The sequence below is a fragment of the Kitasatospora sp. NPDC053057 genome, from assembly GCF_044546945.1.
Lineage (GTDB): Bacteria > Actinomycetota > Actinomycetes > Streptomycetales > Streptomycetaceae > Kitasatospora.
Window position 1 is genome coordinate 38,549 of sequence record NZ_JBITZP010000010.1, and the last position, 22,194, is coordinate 60,742.

At 73.6% G+C, this 22,194-nt stretch carries 25 protein-coding genes; 12 read left to right on the forward strand and 13 right to left on the reverse strand.

Annotated features, from left to right (window positions below):
• The first annotated feature begins 40 nt into the window (after positions 1-40).
• The 3 genes from ACIG5E_RS13610 (at position 41) to ACIG5E_RS13620 (ending at position 2,403) form a co-directional block, all read left to right on the forward strand.
• Entirely contained in the window at positions 41-1,234 is a 1,194-nt protein-coding gene (locus ACIG5E_RS13610; protein WP_396533582.1) for a protein kinase, read from the forward strand.
• A 101-nt stretch (positions 1,235-1,335) separates the two neighbouring features.
• Complete coding sequence (locus ACIG5E_RS13615; RefSeq protein WP_396533583.1) at positions 1,336-1,665, forward strand: hypothetical protein; 330 nt, start codon at positions 1,336-1,338, stop codon at positions 1,663-1,665.
• A 48-nt stretch (positions 1,666-1,713) separates the two neighbouring features.
• Positions 1,714-2,403: an alpha/beta hydrolase gene (locus ACIG5E_RS13620; RefSeq protein ID WP_396533584.1), complete on the forward strand. Its 690-nt coding sequence runs from the start codon at positions 1,714-1,716 to the stop codon at positions 2,401-2,403.
• Positions 2,404-2,460: 57 nt separating this feature from the next.
• On the opposite strand, the gene ACIG5E_RS13625 is transcribed toward ACIG5E_RS13620, so the two are convergent.
• On the reverse strand, positions 2,461-2,832 hold the full coding sequence (locus ACIG5E_RS13625) for a cupin domain-containing protein (protein ID WP_396533585.1): 372 nt from the start codon (positions 2,830-2,832) through the stop codon (positions 2,461-2,463).
• A gap of 190 nt (positions 2,833-3,022) precedes the next feature.
• On the opposite strand from ACIG5E_RS13625, the gene ACIG5E_RS13630 reads away from it, so the two are divergent.
• From ACIG5E_RS13630 to ACIG5E_RS13665, 8 genes are all read left to right on the forward strand, one after another.
• The gene (locus tag ACIG5E_RS13630) at positions 3,023-3,655 is read left to right on the forward strand and encodes a hypothetical protein (protein ID WP_396533586.1); all 633 of its coding nucleotides are present in this window, start codon (positions 3,023-3,025) and stop codon (positions 3,653-3,655) included.
• Between the two features lie 105 nt (positions 3,656-3,760).
• Complete coding sequence (locus tag ACIG5E_RS13635) at positions 3,761-5,026, forward strand: serine hydrolase domain-containing protein (protein WP_396533587.1); 1,266 nt, start codon at positions 3,761-3,763, stop codon at positions 5,024-5,026.
• A gap of 142 nt (positions 5,027-5,168) precedes the next feature.
• Positions 5,169-5,525 carry a DUF6204 family protein gene (locus ACIG5E_RS13640; RefSeq protein ID WP_396533588.1) on the forward strand — a complete coding sequence of 119 codons (357 nt, stop codon included), beginning with the start codon at positions 5,169-5,171 and terminating at the stop codon, positions 5,523-5,525.
• A gap of 72 nt (positions 5,526-5,597) precedes the next feature.
• Positions 5,598-6,185, forward strand: a complete 588-nt coding sequence (locus ACIG5E_RS13645) for a MarR family winged helix-turn-helix transcriptional regulator (protein ID WP_396533589.1) — start codon at positions 5,598-5,600, stop codon at positions 6,183-6,185.
• 90 nt (positions 6,186-6,275) lie between these two features.
• On the forward strand, positions 6,276-6,566 hold the full coding sequence (locus tag ACIG5E_RS13650; RefSeq protein WP_396533590.1) for a hypothetical protein: 291 nt from the start codon (positions 6,276-6,278) through the stop codon (positions 6,564-6,566).
• On the forward strand, positions 6,563-6,913 hold the full coding sequence (locus ACIG5E_RS13655; RefSeq protein ID WP_396533591.1) for a sulfurtransferase TusA family protein: 351 nt from the start codon (positions 6,563-6,565) through the stop codon (positions 6,911-6,913). Before ACIG5E_RS13650 ends, ACIG5E_RS13655 begins: the two co-directional genes overlap by 4 nt.
• A gap of 59 nt (positions 6,914-6,972) precedes the next feature.
• The gene (locus ACIG5E_RS13660; RefSeq protein WP_396533592.1) at positions 6,973-7,920 is read left to right on the forward strand and encodes a polysaccharide deacetylase family protein; all 948 of its coding nucleotides are present in this window, start codon (positions 6,973-6,975) and stop codon (positions 7,918-7,920) included.
• 43 nt (positions 7,921-7,963) lie between these two features.
• Positions 7,964-8,416 carry a hypothetical protein gene (locus ACIG5E_RS13665; RefSeq protein ID WP_396533593.1) on the forward strand — a complete coding sequence of 151 codons (453 nt, stop codon included), beginning with the start codon at positions 7,964-7,966 and terminating at the stop codon, positions 8,414-8,416.
• Positions 8,417-8,499: 83 nt separating this feature from the next.
• Here ACIG5E_RS13665 and ACIG5E_RS13670 read toward each other — a convergent pair whose 3' ends face one another.
• The 4 genes from ACIG5E_RS13670 to def form a co-directional block, all read right to left on the reverse strand.
• Positions 8,500-9,459, reverse strand: a complete 960-nt coding sequence (locus tag ACIG5E_RS13670) for a MerR family transcriptional regulator (protein ID WP_396533594.1) — start codon at positions 9,457-9,459, stop codon at positions 8,500-8,502.
• A 67-nt stretch (positions 9,460-9,526) separates the two neighbouring features.
• On the reverse strand, positions 9,527-11,005 hold the full coding sequence (locus ACIG5E_RS13675; RefSeq protein ID WP_396533595.1) for an RsmB/NOP family class I SAM-dependent RNA methyltransferase: 1,479 nt from the start codon (positions 11,003-11,005) through the stop codon (positions 9,527-9,529).
• Positions 11,006-11,072: 67 nt separating this feature from the next.
• Positions 11,073-12,032, reverse strand: a complete 960-nt coding sequence (gene fmt, locus ACIG5E_RS13680; RefSeq protein ID WP_396533596.1) for a methionyl-tRNA formyltransferase — start codon at positions 12,030-12,032, stop codon at positions 11,073-11,075.
• A gap of 64 nt (positions 12,033-12,096) precedes the next feature.
• On the reverse strand, positions 12,097-12,642 hold the full coding sequence (gene def / locus ACIG5E_RS13685) for a peptide deformylase (RefSeq protein WP_396533597.1): 546 nt from the start codon (positions 12,640-12,642) through the stop codon (positions 12,097-12,099).
• A gap of 255 nt (positions 12,643-12,897) precedes the next feature.
• On the opposite strand from def, the gene ACIG5E_RS13690 reads away from it, so the two are divergent.
• On the forward strand, positions 12,898-13,527 hold the full coding sequence (locus ACIG5E_RS13690) for a hypothetical protein (protein ID WP_396533598.1): 630 nt from the start codon (positions 12,898-12,900) through the stop codon (positions 13,525-13,527).
• A 64-nt stretch (positions 13,528-13,591) separates the two neighbouring features.
• Here the strand turns inward: ACIG5E_RS13690 and ACIG5E_RS13695 are convergent, their stop codons facing one another.
• The 8 genes from ACIG5E_RS13695 to ACIG5E_RS13730 all read right to left on the reverse strand — a co-directional run bounded on the left by ACIG5E_RS13695 (position 13,592) and on the right by ACIG5E_RS13730 (position 22,184).
• Complete coding sequence (locus tag ACIG5E_RS13695) at positions 13,592-15,676, reverse strand: primosomal protein N' (RefSeq protein WP_396533599.1); 2,085 nt, start codon at positions 15,674-15,676, stop codon at positions 13,592-13,594.
• 97 nt (positions 15,677-15,773) lie between these two features.
• The gene (gene metK / locus ACIG5E_RS13700; RefSeq protein ID WP_396533600.1) at positions 15,774-16,982 is read right to left on the reverse strand and encodes a methionine adenosyltransferase; all 1,209 of its coding nucleotides are present in this window, start codon (positions 16,980-16,982) and stop codon (positions 15,774-15,776) included.
• Between the two features lie 150 nt (positions 16,983-17,132).
• Positions 17,133-18,362: a bifunctional phosphopantothenoylcysteine decarboxylase/phosphopantothenate--cysteine ligase CoaBC gene (coaBC, locus tag ACIG5E_RS13705; protein ID WP_396533601.1), complete on the reverse strand. Its 1,230-nt coding sequence runs from the start codon at positions 18,360-18,362 to the stop codon at positions 17,133-17,135.
• A gap of 201 nt (positions 18,363-18,563) precedes the next feature.
• Entirely contained in the window at positions 18,564-18,830 is a 267-nt protein-coding gene (gene rpoZ / locus ACIG5E_RS13710) for a DNA-directed RNA polymerase subunit omega (protein WP_030056185.1), read from the reverse strand.
• 37 nt (positions 18,831-18,867) lie between these two features.
• Positions 18,868-19,425, reverse strand: a complete 558-nt coding sequence (gmk, locus tag ACIG5E_RS13715) for a guanylate kinase (RefSeq protein ID WP_396533602.1) — start codon at positions 19,423-19,425, stop codon at positions 18,868-18,870.
• Positions 19,426-19,474: 49 nt separating this feature from the next.
• Positions 19,475-19,801, reverse strand: a complete 327-nt coding sequence (mihF, locus tag ACIG5E_RS13720; RefSeq protein WP_030290269.1) for an integration host factor, actinobacterial type — start codon at positions 19,799-19,801, stop codon at positions 19,475-19,477.
• A 373-nt stretch (positions 19,802-20,174) separates the two neighbouring features.
• Positions 20,175-21,008: an orotidine-5'-phosphate decarboxylase gene (gene pyrF, locus ACIG5E_RS13725; RefSeq protein ID WP_396533603.1), complete on the reverse strand. Its 834-nt coding sequence runs from the start codon at positions 21,006-21,008 to the stop codon at positions 20,175-20,177.
• A gap of 72 nt (positions 21,009-21,080) precedes the next feature.
• Positions 21,081-22,184, reverse strand: a complete 1,104-nt coding sequence (locus ACIG5E_RS13730) for a quinone-dependent dihydroorotate dehydrogenase (RefSeq protein WP_396533604.1) — start codon at positions 22,182-22,184, stop codon at positions 21,081-21,083.
• Positions 22,185-22,194 lie beyond the last annotated feature (10 nt).

The window sequence follows — 22,194 nt, forward strand, 5'->3', positions numbered from 1 at the left end:
CAGACTGGGGCGCGGGCGCCGGAGCACGGAAGGGGCGGGGATGCGGTCAGGCGAGGTACTCGACGGGCGGTACGAACTGGTCGAACAGATCGGCGCGGGCGCCTTCGGCGCGGTCTGGAAGGCCCGCGACGCGCGCATCCGACGCCTGGTCGCCGTCAAGGTGCTGCTCCCCGGCGTCGCCGACTCCCCCAAGGACGCGGCCCGCTTCGCCCGCGAGGTGGCCACGGCCGGCGCGCTCAACCACCCGTCCATCGTCACCGTGCACGACTTCGGGCAGCACCGCACCGCCGACCGCCCGCTGTTCTTCCTGGTCATGGAACTGCTCGACGGCGCCCCGCTCAGCCGGCACCTGGCCGACGGACCGCCGCCCCTGCCCCGGGCCCTCGCCTGGGCCGCCCCGATCGCCGGGGCGCTGGCCACCGCGCACCGGGCCGGGGTCGTCCACCGGGACGTCAAGCCGGCCAACGTGATGATCCAGTCCGATGGAACGGTCAAGGTGGTCGACTTCGGCATCGCCCGCACCGGCGCCACCGACGACGGCGTCACCAGCACCAACGTGATCGTCGGCACGCCCGCCTACATGGCCCCCGAACGCTTCGAGAACCGGGGCCTGGACGCCCGCTCCGACCTCTACGCCTTCGGCTGCCTGCTGTACGAGCTCCTCACCGGCCAACCCCCGTTCCGCGGCACACTGTTCGAGCTCATTCGCCAGCACGGCGAGGTCCGGCCGGCCGCCCCCGGCACCCTCCGGCCCGGACTGCCCGCCGAACTCGACACCCTGGTGCTCGGCCTGCTCGCCAAGGACCCGGCCCACCGCCCCTCCGACGCCGACGACGTCGCCGGACGGCTGCTCCGGATCGCCGCGCCACTCCAGCCGGCCGGCCACCGGCCCACCGGCCTCGACGCCCGCTCCGCCGAAGACGACCCGTACGTGCTGGCCCGCCGCCGGGAGGCGGACGAGTTGCTCACCCGGGCTCGCGAGGAGGTCACCCGACTCCAGCAGCAGTTCGAGGCCGATGCCGCCATACTCCGCCAGCAGGCCGACCAGGACCGAGCGCAGACCAAGGCCCTCACCGAGGCCGCCGTGCAGCAGATCCTCGCCGACGCCCGGGCCCGCGCCGAGCGGCTCGAACGCGAGGCCGTCGCCCGGGCCGCCGCCATCCTGGAGCGACTCGACGAGGCCGGTCCGAAGCGGCGACTCTGGCCCAACTCCCGGCGTTCGACGTCGAATTGACGCAGCAGCAAGCTCACCGACCGTTGTACCACCCTGCTCGCTCACCCGACTCCCCTCGTCCGCCCCGCAGGCGGAAGTTCGAAGGCGGGCCCGAGGACACGGTGGCGGTGATCGGCCGGGCGACGGCGGCGGTGATCTCCCTCGCCATCCTGCTGGCCCCGGCGACCGTCACCCCCGGCGAGCAACGGCCGCCACGGGTGGGGACCGGATGGTGGGAGGTCTCCGCGAGCGCCGCCAACGTCCGGATCGACCACTTCGGCGGTGACACCGTGATCGGGCTGGCACGCTCCGGCGACCGGGTGGAGGTCGTGGACACCTGGACCTCGCCGTTCGGCGCCCGCTGGGCGAAGGTCCTGGTCAGCCGCACCCGGGTCACCGGCTGGGTCCTGTGCTCCCTCCTGACGCACCGTGACCCGCCGCCGGAACCGTAGAATCCGCCCTGTCCACCCCAGGCACCACCGCCCCCAGGAAGGACCGGCGTGTTCCGAGCGCAGCGTCCGCACACCGCACAACTCACCCCGTGGGAGGGCGACGGCCCGGTCTCCGGTGTCGCCCTGCTGCTGCCCGGCGGATTCATCCGGAGCCGGCGCGGACCGCTGCGGATCGCCGAACTCGGCCTGCGGGGACTCGCCGCCGAACTCACCGAACGCGGCCGCCCGCACGGCCTCGCGGTGCACCTGCTGCGCTACCGCTACAGCGGCTGGAACGGCGCCGACGCCGACACCGCCGTCGACACCCGCTGGGCGCTCGACGAACTCGACCGCCGTTACCCGGGCGCCCCGGTGGTGCTCATCGGCAACTCGCTCGGCGGGCGGGCCGCGTTCTGGTGCGCGGGGCACCCGAACGTCGCCGGGATCGCCGGGATCGCCCCCTGGCTGCCCAGCGGCGACCGGGTCGAACACCTCACCGGACGGCGGGTGCTGATCGTGCACGGCACGGCCGACCGCAGCGCGGCGAGCGCCGCCCAGTCCCTGGAGTACGCGCTGCGCGCCCGGCACGTCACGCCCGAGCTCGCGCGGTACGAGGTGCCCGGCGGCAGCCACTACCTGGTCCGGCAGAGCGCCGACGTCAACGCGCTGACCACGGACTTCACGCTCGCCACGCTGGGCGCCGGGGCGGCGCCGCCCACGACGGGGGCGGTCTGCACCCGGCTCCCGGCCCGGGCGTAGCGGGAGGACGGAACGGCGGCCGGTACGGCCCAACGGCCCGCACCGGCCGCACCGACGTCACTCCACCGGCACCCCGCCCACCAGGGCGATCTCCGGCTGCTCACCGTCCGCCAACAGGAAGTACCCCAGGAAGGTCGCCCCCTCCGCGCCGGCGTCGAAGCGCACCGGCACGCCGACCGGCTCGTGGAACACGTCACCGGCCGTCAGCACGGTCTCCGGCCCGCCCTCGACCTGGAAGTGCACCGTCCCGGCGACCACGCTGCCCAGCACCGGCCCGTTGTGCACGTGCCACCCGGCGGCGTAGCGGGGCGGCATGGTGATCCTCCGCACCTCCACCCGGGAGGTCGGCTTCACCGGCGACACCGGCTCGTCCAACAGCACTTCACGCCCGACGGGCAACTGATCGGGTGTCACGTTCGTGGTCTCCATGGCGGACCATTCTGCCTCCCACCCCTCACCCGCTCGCTTCCGGGCCGCCCCTGCCGATCGGCAGGACTATCGCGCGAACTCGGTGATCGCTTTATGCCGATCGGCACATGTGCGGAGGGGGTGTCGGCGATCAGTCTTGGAGTCACCGAGACGGCGGCCAACGGGGCCGCCGCAGAAGGGAGCCTCCACCATGTTCCGCACCTCCTTCCGCTCCTTCTTCCGTAGCCGCGCCGCCCGCACCGCCGCGGCCGCCCTCGCCGGGCTCGCCCTCACGGCACTCACCGCCCTCGCCCCGGCGGATGCGACCCCCTCCGCCGAGACCACCGCGATCGCCCGGGTCAGCGGATCCGCCCAGATCCACTACGCCCTCAGGCCCCATGACGAGATCTGGTTCACCATCGACGCCGAGGGGGCGCCCAACACCCACCCCGTCCCCGGCGTCCCCGGGGGCCTGCCCACCGATGCCCGCGGCACCGTCCACTTCTCCCACCGGGTGGTCGAGACCGGCGAGGTCCGTCAGGCCGATGCCGCCGTCGACTGCCTCTCCACCGGCGGCCCCGTCGCCACCCTGACCGCCGTGATCACCAAGTCCGACGCCATGACGGTAGGTCAGCGAATAGGCCTGAGCATCTACGACGCCCACGGCCACGGCAAGGACCGCCTGGGCTTCTCCTGGGGCGTGGGGAACATGGACCTGGACAAGGGCGGCAACCCCTACCAGCCCGTCGTCGGCACCTGCATGGCGATAGCCCCCTTCGCCCCGGTCACCCGCGGCGAGTTCACCGTCCACCCCGTCGAGCTGCCCACCCCGTCCGCCCCCTGACCGAGCCCGACGCACGGCCCCCGGCCGGAACCCAACGAGGTGAAGCATGACCCCCACAAACCAACATGCCCCACGGAGTGACGGAACTGATTCAGCGTCACACATGTGTTCTCCCATGCGGGCCACTCCGCGCTCGCCCGGCCCATCGACCTCGGAGACCACATGCCCATCGCCAAGCCCGCCGCCCTCGCCCTCGCCGGACTGCTCCTCGCGGCTGCATCCACGCCCGCCCTGGCCGACAGCGGGAGGCCGACCAGCGGCCCCGACAGGGCCGCCCTGAGCGCCGCCATAGCCGCCCGACCAGGCGATCCGGCCGCGGGCGTGGTCGCCCGGGTGACGGTCGACGGCCAGGCCTGGCGAGGGTCCGACGAGGACCGGGTGAGCGGGCAGCCGGTCGCGCCGAACGCCACCTTCCGGATCGGCAGCATCAACAAGACCTTCGTGGCCGCCGTGCTGCTGCAACTCGCCGCCGAGCAGCGGGTCGACCTGGACGGCACCGTCCAGCAGTACCTGCCGGGCGTCCTGCCCGACGGCACCGGGGGCAGCCCGGCCTACCAGCCGATCACCGTCCGCCAACTCCTCGACCACACCAGCGGACTGCCGCCGGTCGTGGAGGGCCCGGGGCGCGTCCCCAACAACGACCTGATCGCCCAGCGCTTCGGCGTCGAGACCTTCGAGGAGGTCGTCCAGCGCACCCTGCGGCCCGCCGGCAGCAGCCCGGACTCCTGGCCCAAGCCGGTCTTCGCGCCCGGCACCGAGCAGCAGTACAACAACTTCAACTACCGTCTCGCGGGCCTGCTCATCGAACGCGTCACCGGCCACTCGCTCAAGCAGGAGGTGACGACCCGCATCCTCGACCCCCTCCACCTGTGGCACACCGAACTGACCGACGGCGCACCCCTGATGCCCGAACCGCACCTGACCGGCTACTTCCCCGACAACTCCGGCACCCCGACCGACGTCTCCGAACAGGGCGGCAACCCCGAGTCGATGCTCTCCACCCCGGCCGACCTGGACCGCTTCCTGCGCGCCCTGCTCGACGGTGAACTCCTGCCGCCGCAGCAACTGCGCGACCTGCTCACCCTCCCCCGCGACACCTCCGGGCAGCCGGTGCCCTACCACAGCTCCGACGACTGCCAGTTGGGGCCGGACAAGGGCAAGGCCTGCTACAGCGCCGGGCTGATGGCCATCCCCCTGCAGGACGGCACGACGCTCTGGGGCAAGACCGGGCACGACCTCGGCTACTCCGACGGCGTCTTCGCCACCGCGGACTTGCGCAAGCGCCTGGTCTACGCCGTCGGCATCGGCGACGGCGCTCCGGCCCCGGCTCTCCGCCTGGCCGCCACCACCTTCGGACCCTTCGCCCGCTGAGGCCGGTCACCCAGACCGAGCCCCCTGACCCCGCGCGCTCAGCGCCCGGCCGTCGGCCCCTCGCCGACGGCCGGGCCCGCCCCGGCCGCCCCGCGCGAAATCGCATTGGCGGTCCGACATCCCTCCTGCCTATCGTCTGGGCATGACCACCCGAACCTTCCGCATCATGGTGCGCGGCGTCTTCGACGGCCTCACCGACGAGCAGCGCGCCGAACTCCTCGCCGCCGCACCCGAACACGACGTACTGCGCGCCGCCTTCACCCGCGAGGGCCACCTCAGCTACGACCTCACCGCCCGGGCCGCCTTCACCTTCCGCTTCCTCGACGAGGGCGAGGCGGAGGAGGACATCCTGGAGGCCACCGAGCGGGCCGAGCAGACGGCGCAGTCCTGGCTGGCCGATCGCGGCTACGGCTACAAGAACCTCCGCTCCCAGGCCGAGGACCTCTCCCAGGCGCCCCTCGGCAAGCGGCAGCGCCGCGCCGCCAACGCCTCCGGCTGACCGACCCCCCTCCCCCACCACCTCCTTGACGGCTCCGCCCATGGATATACTTGAGCAGTCAAGGAGGTGGCAATGACAAGCCCAGCAGACCCGACGGCCCCGACGAGCCCCACGCCCGGGCCCGGCCCCACGCCCGGCCCCACGCCCGGCCCCACGCCCGGCCCCAGCCCCAGCCCCAGCCCCAGCCCCACGACCGACTCCCGACCCGACCCGCTCGACACCGCCCTTCGCCTGGTCCGTGCCCAGACGGCCGTGGTCAAGCGCTTCGACGCGGGCCTCAGCCGCCTGCACGGCGTGAGCCTGTCCGACTTCACCCTGCTGCTGCACCTGGCCCAGGCCCCCGGCGGCCGGATGCGCCGGGTCGACCTCGCCGAGGCCCTCGGCCTCACCGCCTCCGGAGTCACCCGCGGCCTCGCCCCGCTGGAGCGGATCGGCCTGGTGACCCGCGAGGCCGCCGCCCGTGACGCCCGGGTCGCCTACGCCGCCCTGACCCCGACCGGCCGCGAACGACTGGCCGAGATGCTGCACACCGCCCGGCAGGTCGCCGCCGACCACTTCGCCTCCGACCAGTGGAGCAGCGAGGACCTCACCCAGCTGTCCGCCCTGCTCACCCGCCTCGGCGGCACCGCGCCCGAGCACCGCCACATCCCGAGGCCGTGACCGGGGCCCCACCGCACCCCACCCCACGCCCGTCCCGCCCCACGCCCTAGGCTGAACCCGCACCACGGCACACCCCGCGAAGGCACCACCATGATCCGCACTCCCGGCCCGACGCCCGGCTCGTCGCCCCTCGGCCGCCGGGTGCTGCGCCCGGGCGGCACCTTCGTCTACACCGTCCGCCACACCGGCGACGCCCACTTCGGCGCCGGCACCGGCCACGGGGACGGCATCTGGGAACACGGCGGCTTCGCCGTCCACTTCTTCCCCCGCGAGCTGGTGGACCGGCTCGCCGAGGGCTGGCACCTTGCCGAGGTCCACCCCTTCGAGGAAGGCGAACTGCCCCGCCGCCTCTGGCGCATCACCCAGGAGACCCCCCGATGACCGCCCCCGACAGCACCGGCCCCGACCTCACCGTCGACGGCACCGGCCTGCTCTGCGTCCAACTCCTGCTCCGCCTGCGCGCGCAGATCGCCCACCTCCCGGCCGGCTCGGTGGTCCACATCCACACCACCGACCCCGCCGCCCCGCTCGACCTGCCCGCCTGGTGCCACCTGACCGGCCACGAGTACCTCGGCCCGGTCCCCTCCCCGGCGCCGGACCGCGAGGTGTACGCCCTGCGCCTGACCTCGGCCCCTGTCCAGACCCGCCCCGGCCGCCCCTGGCACCCCGCCCCCACCGAAAGCACCACCGAGAGCACCCCCGAAAGCACCGCCCCGAGCACGAACTGAGCCCGCCCCACCGGAGAATCCCCGCGCGCCCACCGCCTCCCCCGGTGAAGACTGCCCCCATGCCCACCGCAGCCCCCACCCCGGAAGGCCCCCGCGCCAACCGCCTCCTCGGCCACCCGCCCGGCGCCCGCCTCCTGCTCCTCAACTGCGACGACCTCGGCCTGGACGAGTCCGTCAACCTGGCCGTCATCGAGGCGGTCCAGCAGGGCATCGCCGCCTCCTGCAGCCTGATGACCCCCTGTCGCGCCGCCCCGCACGCGCTCCGGCTCCTGCGCCGCCACCCGGAGATCCCCTTCGGTGTTCACCTCACCCTGGTCTGCGAGGCGCCGCACCTGCGCTGGGGCCCGCTCACCGCCCGCGACCAGGTGCCCTCCCTCCTCGACCCCACCGGCGAGCTGTACGCCCCCACCCCCGCCGGCCGCGCCGCACTGGCCGCCCGCGCCCGACTCGACCACGTGGAGCGCGAGTTCCGCGCCCAGGTCGACGCGGTCGCGGCGAGCGGCCTCAGCCCGACCCACCTGGACTTCCACTGCCTCGCCGACGGCGGTCGCGAGGACATCCTCGACCTCACCCTCGCCCTCGGCGCCGAGTACGGCCTGGCGGTGCGGGTCTGGCTGCCGCCCGCCCTGGCCCGGCTGCGCGAGCGCGGACTGCCCGTCGTCGACCACGGCTTCCTCGACAGCTTCGCCGTCCCGGTGGAGGACAAACCGGCCCACTACGCCCGCCTGCTCGCCGCCCTCCCACCGGGCCTGACCGAGTGGGCCGTCCACCCCGGCCTCGCCACCGGCCCGCACCCCGGCCTCTCAGGCAACGGCAGCAGCCAGGCCGACGACGGCTGGCGGGTCCGCCGCACCGATTACGAGTTCCTCGTCTCCCCCGAGGCCCGCCGCCTGCTCGCCGACCACGACATCACCGTGCTCGGCTACCGTCCGCTCCAGGAAGCCTGGCAAGCCGCCCGAGGACGGGTCACGCCGTGCTCCCCACATCGGCCGGGTGTGCCACGATGAGGAGAAAACGTAACGACCGGACTCCACAGGGAGGTTGACCACCATGGATCCGATCCTCAGTTGCCGCTGGCGCGATCAGGACGGCGAGTGGGAACTGACCGTCCGTCACAATGGTGCCGACTGGGAGCTGTTCGCGGCCGCACCGCTCTGGTCGGAATCGCTCCCCTTCGCCGGTCCGGACGAGGTCCGCCGGCTGGCCCAGGCCCTGCTCGACCTGCCCGCCGATCCGGAGCCGTACGAGTTCGAATGGGAGCTCTCCCGTACGGAGTTCGCGCGCACCGAGAAGGAGCGCACCCACTTCGCGACCTTCGCCGTCGGACTGGATCCCACCGACGACCACCGCCCGTACCTCGCCTACCAGTCCTACCACCACCTCGGCCAGGTCACCGGACTCGGCCTGGAAGTGATCTGTGAGGATCCTCCGGTCGACCACCTCCGCGCCCAGGCCCACGCCTTCCTCACCAACTGCCCCGGTCCGCCGCCCCTGTGGCCGTAGGCCCACCACGACCGACCACCCGGCCCGCCTCGGCCGACGGCCCCGCTCTCAGCCAACGACCCACCCTCGGCCGACGACCCGCCTCAGCCGACGACCCGCACCGCCCAGTCCAGCACCTCGGCCGAACTCTCCGGCGCCGCCCAGCCGTTGACCAGCGCCAACAGCACCAGGTACCGCTCCCGCCGAGGGTCCGCCATCGCCCTCAACCGCTCCGCCAACCGGGCCCGCACCGACCCGTCCACCCTGGCCGCACCCACCAGCCGGGCGTACCGCTCCAGCAGCACCTCGCCCACCCGCGCCGCCTCCGCCGAACCCGGCGCCACCCGGGCCGCAACCGCCGGCCCGGCCAACTCCCGCACCAGCACGGCCAGTCCGGGCCGAGGAACAGAGCCCGCACCGGCCGCCGCAGCCTCCCCGGCCTCGTCCGCCTCGTCCGCCGCCAGTCCGCGCAGCAGCTCACGGAATCCGGCGTCCCCGGCCAGCAGCGCCAACTCCACCCAGGCCTCGACCTGTTCGGCCGACGGCTCCTCCGGCAGCACCGGCGTCAGCGACCGGGCGACCCCTTCGAAACGACCATCCCAGGAAGCCCCCGAACCGAACACCTCGGCCAGGAACTCCCCGACCAGGCGCCCCCGTTCGCCCTCCGTCAACCGGGCCAACCTGTGCACGAGCGTCAACTCCTCTGCGGTAGCCCCGCGCGCGGCCACCGTCCGCAACACCGCCTGCCGCAGCCGCAGCACCCGGATCCGGACGTCGAGCGCCGCGGCGTGCGCCGCCGCGACCTCGGACAGCCCGCGCTCGCGCTCCAGCACCTGCCGAACCTCCGGCAGTCCGAGCCCGAGCTCGCGCAGGGTGCGCACCAGATCCAGGCGAGCGACGGCGTCCGCGCCGTACTGCCGGTGGCCGGCCGGGTTGCGGTCGGCCGGCGACACGATCCCCTGGTCCGAGTAGAACCGGACGGTCTTCACCGTCAGCCCGGTCCGCCGGGCCAGCTCGCCGATGGTGAGGAGCGGGCCGGTCGTGGGGAGCGCATCGCCGTTCATGCCCACCACCCTGCCGCCTCCCCCTACGGGAGGTGCAAGCCCGCCCTCAGGAGGTGCAAGCGGGCCCTCAGGAGGTGCGCCGCAGCAGCGCCAGGTACATCGCGTCCGTCCCGTGCAGGTGCGGCCACAGCTGCACGTCCGGCCCGTCCCCGAGCGCCGGGACGCCGGGCAGCAGCGGCCGCGCGTCGATCCACTCGACCCGGCCGCCCTCATCGCGCAGCACGTCGTCGACGACCGCCCGGGTCTCGGCGAGGTGCGGCGAGCAGGTCGCGTAGCCGACCACGCCGCCGACCCGGGTGGCCTCGATCGCCGAGCGCAGCAGGTCCCGCTGGAGCGGCCCGAAGGCCGCGACATCGGCCGGCCGGCGCCGCCAGCGCGCCTCCGGACGCCGCCGCAGCGCGCCCAGACCCGAGCACGGCACGTCGACCAGGACCCGGTCAAAGCCGCCGGAGCGCCAGGCCGGGCGCGTCCCGTCGGCCGCGATCACCGTGTACGGGCCGGGGTTGCCCTCCAGCGCCCGCGCCACCAGCCGGGCCCGGTGCGGCTGCTTCTCGCTCGCGACCAGCCCCGCGCCCCGCTCCGCGGCCAGCGCGCCGAGCAGCGCGGCCTTGCCGCCCGGTCCGGCGCAGCCGTCCAGCCAGAGCCGGTCCGGGCCGTCCAGCGGCGCCGCGGCCAGCGCCAGCGCGACCAGCTGGCTGCCCTCGTCCTGCACGCCCGCCCGGTTCTCCCGCACGGCGGTCAGCGTGCCCGGGTCGCCGCCCTCGGCGAGCCGCAGCGCGAACGGGGACCAGCGACCGGGCGTGGCCTCGGGCAGGGCGTCGGCCAGTTCGCCGACGGTGACCCGGCCGGGCCGGGCCACCAGGGTGACCTCGGGCCGCTCGTTGTCGGCCCGCAGCAGCTCCTCCATCGCGGTGCGCCCGGAGGCCTCCGGCTGCCAGCGGCCGAGCGAGTCCCAGAGCGCGGAGACCACCCAGCGCGGGTGGGAGTGCACGACCGCCAGGTGGTCCTCGGCGTCCTTGTCGTACGGCGGGGCGACCTGCTCGATCCAGCCGTCCAGGTCGTGGGCGCTGATCCGGCGCAGCACGGCGTTGACGAACTTGGCCTTGCCGTCGCCGAGCACCACCCGGGCCAGCTCGACGGTCGCCGAGACGGCCGCGTGGCTGGGGATGCGGGTGGTGAGCAGCTGGTGGGCGCCGAGCGAGAGGACGTCCAGCACCGGCGGGTCGACCTTGCTCAGCGGCCGGTCGATGCAGGCCGCGATGATCGCGTCGTAGGTGCCCTGCAGGCGCAGGGTGCCGTAGACGAGCTCGGTGGCGAGGGCGGCGTCGCGCCGGTCCATGCCCTTCTGCTCGGCCTCGCGCAGCAGGGAGGGCAGGATCAGGTTGGCGTACGCGTCGCGCTCGTCGACGGCGCGAAGGGCCCGGAACGCGACGATCCGGGCCGCGTCCTTCTTCGGCCGGCGGTGCGGACGGGGGGCGCGCTTGGCGCCGGAAGTGCCGGAGTTGCCGGGGGTACTGGAGTTGCCGGGGGTCCTGGGGGTGCTCACAAGTGCCTCAAAGTGCTGCGATGGTTATCAGAAGATCTCGAACGAACAGTAACGCCAAACCCGACGGTCAGCCCTCGGACTCCCCGGTGGAAGCCCCGAAGCGCTCCCCCGCCTCCAGCCGCGCCCCGCGCGCCCAGTCGGCCGCCCGCATCTCCTTCTTCCCCTGCGGACGCACCTCCCCCAGCTCGATGTCGTGGCTCCCGGTGCCGACCCGCACGCTGTTCTTGCCGACCATCGCCACCTCGCCCGGCGCCAGCTCGGCGGTGTCCGGCAGCAGCTTGACCGGCCCGGTGACCTTCAGCCGCTCGCCCCGGAACTCCGTCCACGCGCCCGGCGCCGGCGCGCAGCCGCGCACCACCCGGTCGATCCGCAGCGCCGGGTGGTTCCACTCGATCCGCGCGTCCTCGACGCTGATCTTCGGCGCGAGGGTGACGCCCTCGGCCGGCTGCGGCACGGCGTGCAGCGAGCCGTCCTCGATGCCGTCCATGGTGGCCACGAGCAGCCGGGCGCCCGAGAGCGAGAGCCGGGTGAGCAGTTCGCCGCTGGTGTCGCTCGGGCGGATCTCCTCGGTGATCACACCGTAGACCGGGCCGGAGTCCAGGCCCTGCTCGATCAGGAAGGTGGACGCGCCGGTGACCTCGTCGCCGGCCAGCACCGAGTGCTGGACCGGGGCCGCGCCGCGCCAGGCGGGCAGCAGCGAGAAGTGCAGGTTGACCCAGCCGCGCCTGGGGATCTCCAGGGTGCCGGGACGCAGCAGCGCACCGTAGGCGACCACCGGGCAGCAGTCCGGGGCGAGTTCGGTGAGCCGGGCGACGAAGTCCGGGTCGCTGGGCTTCGCCGGCTTGAGGACCTCGATCCCGGCCTCCTCGGCGCGCTGGGCGACGGGGCTGGCGACCAACTTGCGCCCGCGCCCGGCGGGAGCGTCGGGGCGGGTGACCACCGCGACGACCTCGTGCCGGTCGGAGGCGATCAGCGCGTCCAGGGCGGGAACGGCGACCTCGGGGGTGCCGGCGAAGACGAGACGCATCAAGTGCCTTTCTGCAAAACGAATCTGCGAAACGAAGCTGCGAACGAGGATTCGGAGAACGGACTCAGCGCGCTGCGCCGAAGGTGCTGTGCGGCGATATCTTGACGACCGGCGCCGGTCCGGCGCCCCAGTCGCTCTCCCGGATCGCCTTCAGCGCGGCCTTGCGCTGTTCCCGGTCGAGCCGGTCGATGAAGATGATGCCGTCCAGGTGGTCGGTCTCGTGCTGGATGCACCGGGCGAGCAGTTGGGTGCCCTCCAGCGTGACCGGATCGCCGTACATGTTGAAGCCCTTGGCCACCACGCCGTGGGCGCGCTTGGTGTCGTAGCGCAGCCCGGGCAGCGAGAGGCAGCCCTCCGGGCCCTCCTGCTCGTCCTCGCTGAGCGACAGGTCCGGGTTGATCAGGTGCCCGGTGACGCCGTCCACGTGATAGGTGAACACCCGCAGCGAGACGCCGAGTTGGGGCGCGGCGAGGCCGGCGCCGGGGGCGTCGAGCATGGTGTCGGTGAGGTCGCTGACCAGGTTGCGCAGTTCCTTGTCGAAGGTGGTCACCGGCTGGGCGGTGGCCCGCAGGACGGGGTCTCCGAAGAGACGGATCGGCTGGATCGCCACGGGGTACGGGCTCCTGTCCGCGAGGGCACGGGCTTTCGGGCAACGACTGGTTCACCGCAAGTCTATGCAACTCGCCCGCGCGCTCCGACGGGCCGTCCTCTGACGCCCGCACCGGCTTCTGGCAAATCCCGAGTCGCCGAGCGGCGTTACCCCGGCCCCCGCTTCGGCGTTGGTCAAGAGAGATTGACCAGGGCCGGGCGCACGGGACACCGCGCCCCGGCCGAGCTGAACCGTACGGAAGGTGGCACGTAGGCCATGGCCGAGCAGATCAACCACGACGCCCGGGCGCGGGCGAGCCTGCACCTGCTGGTGCGGGACATCGAGCGGGTGAGGCGCCAGGTCGACGCGCTGCGGACGCTCACCGCCCAGCTGGGAAACGTCTACCGACCGCGCCGCCCGAGCACCTCGGCTGGCTTCGTGGTGTACGGACGGGCGCCCGCGCCGACCGTGCGCCTGGCGCAGGAGCTGCGGGAGAGCGTGGAGACCCTGGTGGCGGCGGCGGTCGAGTTCGACCGGGCGCTGGGCTTCTCCTGGGACTCGGTGGGTTCCGCCCTCGGGGTCACCAAGCAGGCCGTGCACCGCCGCTACGGGATGCGCCGCCCGACCAGCGAGCTCCTCGCCGCCAGCGGCGCCGTCCCGGGCCCCAGCCGCCCGGACCGCTCCGAGGACCTCCCCGCCCCCACCGAACGCGGCGGCCTGGCCGCCACCGTCCCCGCGGCCCGCCAGGGCGGCCTGGACCGCACCGCCCTGGAGCGCAACGCCCTCGACCGCACTCCGATCGACCGGACCCCGATCGACCGCCCCGGCATCGAGCGCAGCGCCGTCGACCGCGGCACCGCCGACCGCCCGCAGCCCGACCGCACCGGCATCCCCCTCCGCGGCTGACCGCCCCCGCTACAACCGGGCCGTCCCGGGGCGGGGTGGCCCACTCACCCCGCCCCCGCCGACCTCAGCCGATGTCCGTCGGATCCACCCGCACCCGCACCGCCTCCGGCGTCCGCAGCGCGATCCGCGCGATCTGCGCCGCCTTGAGCGCCGCCGCCAGCGCGGCCCCCTGCCCGGGCGCCACCCGCAGCAGCGCCCGCTCCTGCTCCTCCCCCCGCAGCGCGGGCACCGGCACCGGCCCGAGCACGTCCGCGCCCTCCGGCAGCCGGATCAGGTTCAGCAGGTCGGCGACGGCCGCCGGGCTGCCGCTCACCGAGGCCATCCGCGACACCGGCGGGAAGTGCAGCTGCGCCCGCTCGTCCCGTTCCAGTCCGGCGTGCCCCAGCGGGTCCCAGCGCACCAGCGCCTGCACCGGCCGGGCCGACGGCTCGGCGACCACGACCACCGTCCCGCCCTCCGCGGACGGCCGGGACAGCGCGGCCGCCGCCAGCCAGAGCCGCAGCGTCTCCTCCCCGGCCCGCAGGTCGGGCCGGCTCAACAGCGCCCAGCCGTCCAGCAGCAGCACGGCCCCGTACCCGGCGCCACCCTCGACCACCGGCTCCGCGCCCGGGGTGGAGATCACCAGCGAGGGTTCGTCCGGCACGGTGTCCAGCACCGCGTCCCGGCCCGAGGTCCGCACCGGGATCCGCGGAAAGGCCTTGCCGAGTTCCTCCGCCGTGCGCCGGGCGCCGACCACCTGCGCCCGCAGCCGGAAGGAGCCGCACTCGGGGCAGTGCCAGTCGTTCTCCGCCTCCCCGCACCAGCCGCACCGCAGCGAGGCGTCCGCCGAGGGCGCCTCCAGCGGCCCTTCGCACCGCCGGCAGCGGGCGGGGGCGCGGCAGCGCCCGCAGGCCAGCCGGGGCACGTAGCCGCGCCGGGGCACCTGGATGAGCACCGGGTGCCCGGCCGCCAGCGACTCCCGGGCCGCCTCCCAGGCCACCGAGGGCAGCCGGGCGGCCTGGGCGGCGGCGTCCCGGTGCTGGTCCTGGTCGGTGACGGTGCGCACCCTGGGCGCGACCTGCCGGACCGTCTCCCGGTCGGCGACCAGCGGCCGCGCCCAACCGGTGCTGACCAACTGCGCGCCCTCCACGGTCACCGCGTGCCCGCCGAGCAGCACCGCCGCGCCCTCCTCGGCGGCGCGCAGCAGCGCGACCTCGCGCACGTGCGGGTGCGGGGCGCGCGGGTCGCTGTGGCTGCTGTCGCCGTCGGACCAGACCACGACCAGCCCGAGGTCGCGCACCGGCGCGAACATGGTGGCCCTGGTCCCGATCGCGGCGTGCACCGAGCCGCGGCTGACCGCGAGCCAGCGCCGGTAGCGCTCGCGCGGGCCGAGTTCGGCCTCCAGCGCCACGTGCAGCCCCGGTCCGAGCAGTTCGGTCAGCGCCTGGTCCACCCGGGCCACCGACCGCCGGTCCGGCAGCACGACCAGTGCGCCGCGCCCGCCCGCGAGCGTCGCCGCGACGGCCCGGGCGATCTCGTACGGCCAGCCGGGCCCGGGCAGCGCCGCCCACACCGCGCGCGGTGAGCCGCCGCCGGCCAGCGCGGTGAGGAAGTCGGGTCCGGCCGGGTAGCGCTGCCAGCCGCCGGGCGCCGGGGGCTGGGGGCGCGGCAGCGGGGGCGGCGAGGGCTCGGCCTCGGCCTTGGCGTGCCGGGGCGGTACGGCCAGTTGCAGCACGTCGGCCAGCGTCCCGGCGTACCGGTCGGCGACGGTTCGGCACAGCCGCAGCAGTTGCGGGGAGAGCACCGGCTCGGGCGAGAGCACCTGGGCGAGCGGGGCGAGCGGGCCCGCGAAGTCGCTCTTCTCCAGCCGGGCGACGATGAACCCGTCGTGCAGTTCCCCGCCCTCGCGCTGGCCCTTGACCACCCGCGCGCCGAAGCGCACCCGCACCCGGGCCCCGGGCTGGGCCTCCTCGGCCATGGCGGCCGGCACCTCGTAGTCGAAGAGCTTGTCGATGGTGAGCACGCCCTTGTCCACCACGACCCGGGCCACCGGCAGGTGCTCGGCCCGCTTGGCCCCGCGCCACGTCCGCGGTTTGGCCCGCTTGACCGTCTCCCGGATGAACGCCAGCTGCTCCGGCTCGGCGGCCCCGTTCTCCCCTGTGCTGCTCATCGCTCCCAGTACTACCAGGTCACACCGACACCACGCACAAAGCGGAGCGGCGCCCACCCCCGAACAGGGGCGGGCGCCGCTCCGCACGACAAACAGGTCAGTCCTGGACGGCAGCCTTCAGCTGGTCGACCCGGTCGGTGCGCTCCCAGGTGAAGTCCGGCAGCTCACGGCCGAAGTGGCCGTAGGCGGCGGTCTGGGAGTAGATCGGGCGCAGCAGGTCCAGGTCGCGGATGATCGCGGCCGGACGCAGGTCGAAGACCTCGGAGACGGCCTTCTGGATGGTGAGGACCGGCACGGTCTCGGTGCCGAAGGTCTCCACGAACAGGCCGACCGGCTCGGCCTTGCCGATCGCGTACGCGACCTGCACCTCGGCGCGGCTGGCGAGGCCGGCGGCGACGATGTTCTTCGCCACCCAGCGCATCGCGTACGCGGCCGAGCGGTCCACCTTGGACGGGTCCTTGCCCGAGAAGGCGCCGCCACCGTGGCGGGCCATGCCGCCGTAGGTGTCGATGATGATCTTGCGGCCGGTGAGGCCGGCGTCGCCCATCGGGCCGCCGATCTCGAAGCGGCCGGTCGGGTTGACCAGCAGGCGGTAGCCGTCGGTGTTCAGCTTGATGCCCTGGTCGGCCAGCGCCTTCAGCTCCGGCTCCACGACGAACTCGCGGATGTCCGGGGTGAGCAGCGACTCCAGGTCGATGTCGCTGGCGTGCTGGGTGGAGACGACCACGGTGTCGAGGCGGACGGCCTTGTCGCCGTCGTACTCGATGGTGACCTGGGTCTTGCCGTCGGGGCGCAGGTACGGGATGGTCCCGTTCTTGCGGACCTCGGTGAGGCGGTGGGAGAGGCGGTGCGCCAGGGTGATCGGCAGCGGCATCAGCTCGGGCGTCTCGTCGGACGCGTAGCCGAACATCAGGCCCTGGTCGCCGGCACCCTGCTTGTCCAGGTCGTCCTCATCGCCCTCGACCCGGGCCTCGTACGCGGTGTCGACGCCCTGCGCGATGTCGGGCGACTGGGCGCCGATGGACACCGACACACCACAGGAGGCGCCGTCGAAGCCCTTCTTGGAGCTGTCGTAGCCGATCTCCAGGATCTTGTCCCGGACGAGCTGGGCGATCGGCGCGTACGCCTTGGTGGTCACCTCGCCGGCCACGTGCACCTGGCCGGTCGTGATGAGCGTCTCCACGGCGACCCGGGAGGTCGGGTCCTCCCGCAGGAGAGCGTCAAGGATGGTGTCGCTGATCTGGTCAGCGATCTTGTCGGGGTGTCCCTCGGTCACGGACTCCGAGGTGAACAGGCGGCGAGACACAGCGCTCCCTGGGGTTGCAGCGGCTGCTGACTGAAGGCCCCCGGCGAACCGGGGGCATCCGGAAAGACTTGATTCCTGGAGTCTAACCGGCTGGTTCCGCCGAACGTCACCCGCTTCGGGAAATCGAGAACGTTCTTGAGCGGAACCAGATCAGTTCCGACCCGGTTCCAACCGCTTTGCGACCAAGTCCCAGACGACGTCCGCGAGTGCCTCCTTCGGACCCACCGGCACGGGGGTCTCGCTGCCGTCCGAGCCAAGCACCACGGCCTCGTTGACGTCCTGCCCGAAGGCCTTGCCGTTGCCGACCTCGTTGACCACCAACAGGTCGCAACCCTTGCGCGCGAGCTTGGCCCGGCCGTTGGCGAGCACGTCGTCGGTCTCCGCCGCGAAACCCACCACCAGTTGACCCGAACGGGGGCGGTGCGCCGACAGCTCGGCCAGCACGTCGGGGTTGCGGACCAGCGCGACCGGCGCCGGCTCGACCCCCTCGACCTTCTTGATCTTGCCGGTCGCGTACTCGGCGGGCCGGAAGTCCGCCACCGCCGCGGCCATCACCACGGCGTCCGCGTCCTCGGCCGCCTTCAGCGCCGCCTCACGCAGCTCCAGCGCGGTCGAGACGTGCACCACGTCCACCCCGGCCGGGTCGGGCAGCTCGGCGTTGGCCGAGATCAGGGTCACCCGCGCCCCGCGCGCAGCGGCGGTCAGCGCGAGCGCGTAGCCCTGCTTGCCGGAGGAGCGGTTGCCGAGGAAGCGCACCGGGTCCAGCGGCTCCCGGGTGCCGCCGGCCGAGACCACCACGTGCCGGCCCGCCAGGTCGGTCGGCACCGGCCCGCCGCGGCGCAGCACGGCCCGGCAGGCGTCGAAGATCGCGGCGGGCTCGGGCAGCCGCCCCTTGCCGGTGTCCTTGCCGGTGAGCCGTCCGACGGCCGGCTCCAGCACGATCACGCCCCGGCGGCGCAGCGTGGCGACGTTCTCCCGGGTGGCCGGGTGCTCCCACATCTCGGTGTGCATCGCGGGCGCCAGGACGACCGGGCAGCCGGCGGTGAGCAGGGTGTTGGTCAGCAGGTCGTCGGCGAGCCCGTGGGCGGCCTTGGCCATCAGGTCGGCGGTGGCGGGGGCGACCACCACCAGGTCGGCCTGCCGCCCGATCCGCACGTGCGGCACCTCGTGCACGTCCTCCCAGGTCTCGGTGGCGGCCGGGCGGCCGGACAGCGCGGCCCAGGTGGCCTCGCCGACGAAGTGCAGCGCCGCCGCGGTCGGCACCACGGTGACCTGGTGGCCGGACTCGGTGAACCGGCGCAGCAGCTCGCACGCCTTGTAGGCGGCGATCCCGCCGCTGACGCCGAGGACCACGCGGGGGGCGTCCGCACTCGCGCTCATGTACCGGCCTCTCTCCGCATCGGAAACCTGATCATCATCGGGAACCCGCTCACCCTACGGCTCCTCGGCCGCCACCCGCACGGTGCCCCACCTCATAGCGAACACCCACGGCAAACACCCACGGCGAACACCTACAGCAAACACCGGAGGGCCCGGCGGAAACGATTCCGCCGGGCCCTCCGGTGAAGGTACGGGACTGCCTCAGGCAGCCTCGACCGCCTCGGCGGTCAGCATGCCCGCGTTGATCTCGCGCAGCGCGATCGACAGCGGCTTCTCGTGCACGTGGGTGTCGACCAGCGGGCCGACGTACTCCAGCAGGCCCTCGCCGAGCTGGGAGTAGTACGCGTTGATCTGGCGCGCGCGCTTGGCGGCGTAGATCACGAGGCTGTACTTCGAGTCGGTGGCCTCAAGCAGCTCGTCGATCGGCGGGTTGATGATGCCCTCGGGCGCGGTCATGGAAGAGGACACGCGAAAACCTTCCGAAAGGGTGGAAAAGACTGACAGGTCAGGCTACACCGAGCAAGGCTAGCAGTTCGGCCGCTACCTGCTCGACGGAGGTGTTGACAAGGGTTGTGTCGAACTCGGGCTCGGCCGCGAGTTCGACCTTGGCAGCCTCCAGCCGCCGCTCGATCACGTCCTGCGACTCCGTGCCCCGGCCGGTCAGCCGGCGGACCAGCTCGTCCCAGCTCGGCGGGGCCAGGAAGACCAGCTGGGCCTCCGGCATCGACTCGCGCACCTGCCGGGCACCCTGCAGATCGATCTCCAGCAGGACGGGCTCGCCGCGCTCCAGCTTCTCCAGCACGGCCGCGCGCGGGGTGCCGTAGCGGTTCCCGGCGAACTCGGCCCACTCCAGCAGCTCGCCGTTGGCGACCAGCTTGTCGAACTCGTCGCTGTCGACGAAGTGGTACTGGACCCCGTTCTTCTCGCCGGGCCTCGGGTGCCGGGTGGTGGCCGACACCGAGAGCCAGACCTCGGGGTGCATCTTCCTCATATGAGCGACGACCGTGCTCTTGCCGACCCCCGAGGGGCCGGAGAGCACGGTCAGCCGCGGACGCTCACTCATGCACCGATTATCCCGGATCGCGGACGATCCCGGGACCACGGGGGCACGGTCAGGCGGCGCCACCGCCGAACTCCCGCTCCAGGGAGGCGATCTGGTTCGTGCCGAGACCGCGGACACGGCGGCTCTCGCTGATGCCGAGGCGCTCCATGATCTGCTTGGCACGGACCTTGCCGACGCCCGGAAGGGACTCCAGCAGGGCCGACACCTTCATCTTGCCGATGACGTCGTTGTCGTTCTTGCCGGCCTTGATCACCTCGTGCAGGGAGGCGCCGGAGTGCTTGAGCCGGTTCTTGACCTCGGCGCGCTCCCGGCGAGCCTCGGCGGCCTTGGCGAGCGCGGCGGTGCGCTGTTCAGGGGTAAGGGGCGGAAGAGCCACGCCGTTCACCTCAGGGTGTGGAAGGAAGGGATTGAGCTATGACTGGTTTGGTACCGGGGACACCGTCCGCAAGACGAGCCCAATGGGGAACCACAGGGCCCTGACCTGCGGGAGCTACGGGTTTCGCGGCTCGCCGATGACCTATCGCCGGACACTACCCGCATTGCGGCGCCACGTCAGGAAAAGAACACGAAAAGTCCTGGTCAGCCAAGGCCGACCAGGACTTTCCAGGGCAAAATGACCGCGATTGCGAAGCTTTGACGGGGTCGATGTGACGGCGCTCACGTCAACTCCGGTGCCGCGCCGCCGTCCTGCGGACACTGCGCACGGTCACCGAACGGCTACGGGCCGGCTACCGGCCGGATGCCTTCCGCTACTTGACGGCGTCCGCGAACTCCCCGACGAAGCGCTCCGCCGCCTCCCGCAGCGCCGGCACCGACGGACCGTGCTTGAGCACGTCCCGGCTGACGCTCGGCACCACGTTGATCACCGAGGCGCCGAACACCCGCGGCAGGTCCGCCATGGTCGCGCCCTGGGCGCCGATCCCGGGGGCCAGCAGCGGGCCGTTGATGGCCAGGTCCACGCCCGCGTCGGCCAGCGTCGCGCCGACCACCGCACCGAAGGAGCCCAGCGGCGCGGCGTCCGCGTTCTCGGCCGCCAGCTGCCGCAGCACCGACGCCGCGACCGGCTCGCCGTCCGCGCCGACGGCGCGCTGCACCTCGGCACCCTCCGGGTTGGAGGTGAGCGCCAGCGCGAACACCCCGCAGCCCTGCTCCCGGGCCAGGTCCAGGGCCGGGCGCAGCGAGCCGAAGCCCAGGTACGGACTGACCGTGACGGCGTCCGAGAACAGCGGGCTGGCGGGCGACAGGAAGGCCTCCGCGTAGGCGGCCATGGTGGAGCCGATGTCGCCGCGCTTGGCGTCCATCAGGACCAGCGCGCCGGCCGCCCGGGCCTCCTCGACGCTCTTCTCCAGCACCGCGACGCCCTTGCTGCCGAAGCGCTCGAAGAAGGCGGCCTGCGGCTTGAGCACGGCCACCCGGTCGGCCAGGGCCTCCACCACGGTGCGGCTGAAGGTCTCCAGCCCGGCGAGGTCGTCGCCGAGCCCCCAGGCGGAGAGCAGGGAGGCGTGCGGGTCGATGCCGACGCAGAGCTGGCCGCGGGTGTCGAGGGCCTGGCGCAGCCGGGCGCCGAACGGGGCGAGGGTCATATCGTCCTTTCCGAGGGTCGTGCGGGAGGTCCGGGGGGGTGCTGCGGGCGTTCCCGGGGTGGTGCGGGCGGTTCAGGAGCTGCGGACGGCGCTTCCGACGGCCGCCGCGAGGTCGCGGAAGCCTGCGGCGCGGACCCGGGCGGACAGGCCCCGGTGGATCCGGCGGCACCAGAACGGACCCTCGTAGATGAAGGCGCTGTAGCCCTGCACGAGGTCGGCACCGTGGATGATCCGCTGCCAGGCGTCCTCGGCGGTCTCCACGCCGCCGACCGAGACCAGCGTCAGCCGGCCCTCGGTACGGGCGCGCAGCCGCTGCAGCACCTCCAGGGCACGGGCCTTGAGCGGGGCGCCGGACAGGCCGCCCATGCCGATCTCCTCGACCCGCTTCGCGTCGGCCCGCAGGCCCTCGCGGCCGATCGTGGTGTTGGTGGCGATGATGCCGTCCAGGCCCAGCTCCAGGGCGAGGTCGGCGACGGCGTCGACGTCCTCGTCGGCCAGGTCGGGGGCGATCTTGACCAGCAGCGGGACGCGGTGCGCGGTGGTGCGGTCGGCGGCCTCGCGCACGGCGGCGAGCAGCGGGCGCAGGTGGTCGACGGCCTGGAGGTTGCGCAGCCCGGGGGTGTTCGGGGAGCTGACGTTGACCACCAGGTAGTCGGCGTACTTGGCCAGCCGCTCGGTCGACTTGACGTAGTCGGCGACGGCGTCGGCCTCCTCGACCACCTTGGTCTTGCCGATGTTGACGCCGATCACCGGGGTGGAGCTGGTGTGCGGGCGGGCGGCCAGCCGGGCGGCGACCCGAGCCGAGCCCTGGTTGTTGAAGCCCATCCGGTTGATCAGCGCGCGGTCCTCGACCAGGCGGAACAGCCGGGGCGTCGGGTTGCCGGGCTGGGGCTCGCCGGTGATGGTGCCGATCTCGACGTAGTCGAAGCCGAGCATCGCCAGGCCGTCGATGCCGACGCCGTTCTTGTCGAAGCCGGCCGCGAGCCCGAACGGGCCGGGCAGGTCGAGGCCGAGGGCCCGGGTCCGCAGCGCCCGGTCGCGCGGGGCGAGGACCAGCCGCACCAGGGTGCGCAGGCCGGGGACGGACGAGGCGAGCCGGATCCAGAAGAAGGCGAGGTGGTGGGCCTTCTCGGGGTCCATCTTCTTGAAGACGAGGTCGAACAGAAGCTTGTACAAGGGGGTCAAC